Annotated in this window: 7 protein-coding genes; 3 read left to right on the top strand and 4 right to left on the bottom strand. The window is 38.1% G+C overall.

All coding sequences use genetic code 11. From position 1 onward, the window contains the following. Nucleotides 1-106: type II toxin-antitoxin system mRNA interferase toxin, RelE/StbE family (locus FTV38_RS16575; protein WP_179996737.1), on the top strand; the 106-nt coding region annotated here is incomplete at its 5' end. 114 nt (nt 107-220) lie between these two features. On the opposite strand, the gene FTV38_RS16580 is transcribed toward FTV38_RS16575, so the two are convergent. Together FTV38_RS16580 and mobQ are read right to left on the bottom strand one after the other, a co-directional pair. Then, the gene (locus FTV38_RS16580) at nt 221-691 is read right to left on the bottom strand and encodes a hypothetical protein (protein ID WP_004870960.1); all 471 of its coding nucleotides are present in this window, start codon (nt 689-691) and stop codon (nt 221-223) included. Then, nucleotides 688-1,659, bottom strand: coding sequence for a MobQ family relaxase (gene mobQ, locus FTV38_RS16585; protein ID WP_136144369.1), 972 nt, complete (start codon nt 1,657-1,659; stop codon nt 688-690). The genes FTV38_RS16580 and mobQ overlap by 4 nt, the downstream gene beginning before the upstream one ends. A gap of 195 nt (nt 1,660-1,854) precedes the next feature. On the opposite strand from mobQ, the gene FTV38_RS16590 reads away from it, so the two are divergent. Beyond that, entirely contained in the window at nt 1,855-2,142 is a 288-nt protein-coding gene (locus FTV38_RS16590) for a mobilization protein (protein ID WP_159516831.1), read from the top strand. A 2-nt stretch (nt 2,143-2,144) separates the two neighbouring features. After that, nucleotides 2,145-2,456 (top strand): HU family DNA-binding protein, encoded by a 312-nt coding sequence (locus FTV38_RS16595; protein ID WP_159516832.1) that lies wholly within the window; start codon nt 2,145-2,147, stop codon nt 2,454-2,456. Here the strand turns inward: FTV38_RS16595 and FTV38_RS16600 are convergent. Continuing rightward, on the bottom strand, nt 2,453-2,749 hold the full coding sequence (locus FTV38_RS16600) for a hypothetical protein (protein ID WP_159516833.1): 297 nt from the start codon (nt 2,747-2,749) through the stop codon (nt 2,453-2,455). The two genes, FTV38_RS16595 and FTV38_RS16600, sit on opposite strands and share 4 nt — an antisense overlap. After that, complete coding sequence (repM, locus tag FTV38_RS16605; protein ID WP_087554602.1) at nt 2,746-3,687, bottom strand: replication initiation protein RepM; 942 nt, start codon at nt 3,685-3,687, stop codon at nt 2,746-2,748. Before repM ends, FTV38_RS16600 begins: the two co-directional genes overlap by 4 nt. Between the last annotated feature and the right edge of the window lie 851 nt (nt 3,688-4,538).

Genomic DNA, 4,538 nt, shown 5'->3' on the forward strand with positions numbered 1-4,538 from the left:
TCGTGATTGTCATGTGAAGCCTGATTTAGTCTTGATCTATAGGCTTGTTGGTGACGATATTTTAGAACTGCATCAGTTGGATAGCCATTCCGAAATTTTTGGATGACTATCGCTCGATGCTTTGAAAGATGGCTTTAGCCATGTTTCAAAGTCGGGCAACTTTGCGACTGCTGTCATTGATTCGGTGATGGCAAGAGCCGAGCAAAGTACTGTCTAATCATTATTTTGGGTCAATCACACAATAATCCTTATTCGCTCCGTGACAGTCATTTTTCATGATGCGAACGCAAGACTTCCCATTGCAATTTTTAATATCTAGGCTGTATTTTTGTTCTAGCCATGCAACGTCTGCTCTACGCTGTTTGATTTCGTCCATGCTCGGCACATATAAAAATAATGCTAAAAAGAAAACGATCAGCAAGCTAACAAAAGCACTGGCGTAGATTGCCATGAATCGCCAGTCAAGTTGATTGGTTGCATTGTTTAATTCCCGAATACTGTTGTTGAGTGCGTCTATTTGCTTCTGATTGGCGTTTTTTAGGTGTTTTTCGGTCTTATTGAGTACTCCGCTAGCCACTTCCTTGTAAAACGCTTCTAATCGCTTGTTATCGTCTGCTATGGCTTCTCGATACTCTTTCATAGATGCCAGTAAAATATAGAGCTGGTCATCTAGGTCGTTTTGGTTGCTCATCGGTACATTCCGCCCTGATCTAAGTCTTGTGATGCTTTACGGTTGGCTCGCTCGGCTTGCTGTTGCTCTAGTTTTTGCTGTCGTTGTATTTCGGCTTGGCGTTCTTGTTCTAGGCGTTTAGCTTCTTGGTTTTTCTGCCATTGCTCGAAGCCTTGCTCGGCACGGTTTAAACCGTGCTGTAAAACGCTGTCTGTGCGCTGTTGCTGTTGTTTGAGGTGTTGGGCGTTGTGTTGCTTCACATGGTCGTTATAACGGCTGATTTCGGTGTCTATACCTTGTCTACGAAGTTGAGTGACCGAAGTCCCCTCATGAATGGTGGCTTGTAGTCCATTGTTCTGATCGGCATAGCTGCGGTGGTCTATTTTTTCTCGGTAGCCTGCTCGCTCCAGTGCGTGATTGGCTAAATCCGCCCATGTTTCCCGAATCTGTTTGATGTCGTCTTGGGTTGTTCCCATATTTAGGCTTTTGCGTTTGGCATTACTTAACTCAATATCGGTTTTTGTCGTCAAAGTGAGTTTATTGTCAGGGTCTAATTCAGCTTTTCGGGTGGTCAGCATGATATGGGCGTGATGGTTTTTATCATTTCCGCTTTTGCTGGGTTCGTGAATGGCTAAATCTGCGATCACGCCATAGCGATCAACAAGTGATTGGGCAAACTCTTTTGCCAAGTCCTTACGTTGATCTGCATCCAGTTCATCAGGTAAGGCAATCACCCATTCTCTAGCGGTTCGAGCATCTTTGCGGTTTTCGGACTGTTCCGCCAAGTTCCACAACTCGCTACGGTCTATTTCTATATCAAGGTTAGACACAATTTCGCTATGGGCGACACCGTCCTTTCTCGTAAAGTCGTGGGTTAGTCCTGTTCGTTCATCTTTGAGTTTTTCCCCTGAACGGTAGGCAGACGATGCAACCGCAGTTCGTCCCGAACTTCGATTCACTGTTTTTGTTGAGCAATGATAAATCGCCATTTTTTCTTTCGCCTTTTTAAATTGCGTAGCAATTTTTTGGGGTTAAGGGGATTCCCCTTACGCAACGATGACTTGAATGAAATTCAAGTCGTAAGTGCGCATTTCATGAAAAACACGATAGCATATTACCCGCTTGAATTTCAATTCATAGGGTCTTATGCTTGAGTGGTTTTCTATATTCCGAAATTAACCGTTATGACTAAATCTGCTGAAAATATCGAAAAGAAAATTGAAGCCCAGTTAGAGAAGCTGAAACAGTTAAAAGCACAGAAACAGGCTATTGAAGCAAGAGAACGTACCAAAAAGAAAGAACAGGAGCGCAAGGATGATACTAGGCGTAAAATTTTGCTCGGTTCTTACTTGATTAAGAAAATGCAGGCAAATGAAGCCAATAAAGAAAAAATACTCGCTGAACTCAACGAATATTTAACAGAAAATAGAGATCGACAGCTTTTTGACTTACCAAATATTGAGGACAATTAATTATGAATAAAGCCGATTTAATTGCCAAATTAGCACCTAAATTAAATATTAATCAAGATGAAGCAAGAGTTGTTCTTAATTCTGTTCTTGAAGTCATTACAGAAGCCCTGGTTGAAGATAAAAATGTCCGATTAGTTGATTTTGGGACTTTTGAAGTAAAACAGCGTGCCGAAAGAATGGGACACAATCCTAAAACTGGCGAAAAACTTAAAATTGAAGCTAAGGAAATTGTCACTTTTAAACAAGGCAAGGCTTTGGGAGAGCAATTTACTGTTAAGCCTAAGCAAAAAAGTAAAGTTAAGAAGAAAGCCTAATTTTTCTTAGCTCTTTGCTTTTCTTGTTCGGCTTTATACTCTGGAATTAGCTCATTTAAGACTTTTTGGATATTTACTTTATCCTTGATCTGCAAATTATCCCGATAGTAAATTAAGTCCTCTATTTTGCTTTCCATCTGCATTTTTTCAGTGGGTTCTGCATTCTGGGATATTCGGGATAATAGAAAGATATAACCGCAGATATTCTCCCTCGCAATTTCATAATTAACGATGTCGGTATACTCAATTTGAACGCCTTGAAAATTGGCTGTTAGGTTCTCCAGTTGCATCATGATTTAAATCCTGCTTTCTCTAAAAATGGGTAAAGTTCTCTAAATTTTTCAGGCTCTAAAAGCATGTCAGCGATACGAATAGCAAATTGTTGGTAGCTTTCTGTACCTTTTGAATATTTACTCATTTCAGGCATTTCTGACATTTTATTGGCAAATAAATGGCGTTGTGCATCGGTCATTTTTATAAAAAAGTCAGGGGTGTTAGGGTCACGCTTAGTATTAATTTTAGGTTTATCGTCTTTTTTTTGCTTAAACTTAAATGAAAACCCAGAAATGATACGTCCTTGCTTGTGTTGTTCGTAACTTACTGTGATATCTGTATATTTATTAATTTGTTTAATAGCAGGGTCTAAGACACGATTCTTAAAATCATAGACTCTAGGATATTCATGCTCCTCAATAGCAAGGCGTTCTCTTAACGTATTTAATTCTATTACTGGAACAACTTTCGTGCTTTGCCATTGAATCATCATTTCATAAAGGCGAATAGCATAAACGCTCGTTAATTGGGCTGTTTTAGATAATCTATATCGTGTGAAACAATCTTTCAGTTGTCCAATCATGCTAAAAACATCATCGGCTAACTGAAATTTAATATATCCCTGCGTATCTGCATAACTAATTTTTTGTACCCATCTCGATTTAACACATTCTATAAAATCAGGTTTTTGATAGACCCGATCATACGTGAAGTAACGGTTAAATAATCGCTCACTTGCATCCCTTAATACCTTATAAGCATCGGATTCATCAGTATTAAATAGCTTGGAGTAATCTTTTGCATATACTCTAAATTCTCGTGTGTGGAATAAGCCTTTATCACTTTCATATTCAGCTAATTCAGTGAAGGCTACATGTAGTATTCGATATTCAGTCAAACTGAGATTAAAGCAAGCTTCAACAAGAGTATTACTTTTTATAACTAGATCATTTTTCATTTGGTTTAAGGATTATTTTTCTGCAATAAAACGACACTATATTATAAAAGCGTTAATTAAAACAACAACATTATTTTTTATTGTCGTTATATAGGGTAAATCTGTCGTTGTATAAGGGTAAATCTGTCGTTGTATAAGGGTAAATCTGTCGTTGTATAAGGGTAAATCTGTCGTTGTATGAGGCTGAAGAGTATTGCTATATAAGGCTTTCATGCTGTCTAAAACTATTAAAACTATTAAAACTATTAAAAAGGGAAAAACTATTAAAACTGCCCTATGTACTCGCTAAAGCTCGTACTCTATTGAAGCTCGTTCCTCGCTTCGTGGGGCAGTTTTTGGTTAATCCTGTTTGTGAAATCTAAAAGCAAAAGCATTGATAATGTATTCGCTTCGCTCATACTTTTTGAAAAGCAAAAGCTCCAAAGTTCGCACCCATTCGGGATGCTCTGTACCTACCGTTTAAAATCGAAAGGGAGCTTGTAATCAGAGAAAAGGCGAGCGTGAAATTTTGATGATGCTCAATCGCTCGTAGACACTCGCTCGGTTCTTATTATCTAAGTTTTAATTATTTAATGGAGCTAATCAAAGTTGTGAAACATTGATCAAAGAATAGGCGTGGAACATGAAAAATCATAAAAAAAGCCCGAACAGAGATGTTCGGACTATCAACTAGAAACTACAGCGTTGAATTATAGGGATAATTATACAGCATTTCGCATAAGGCGTATTATGTTAATTTTAGAAAATCTTAAGATAATTATTAATGAGTGGCTTAATGAATAAAGAAATTTCTGTATTACTGCATGACGTTCCTACTCATGCAGATTACGCATGTGATGCAACAGATTTAG

The organism is Acinetobacter sp. YH16044, assembly GCF_013417145.1.
In the GTDB taxonomy this organism is placed as follows: domain Bacteria; phylum Pseudomonadota; class Gammaproteobacteria; order Pseudomonadales; family Moraxellaceae; genus Acinetobacter; species Acinetobacter amyesii.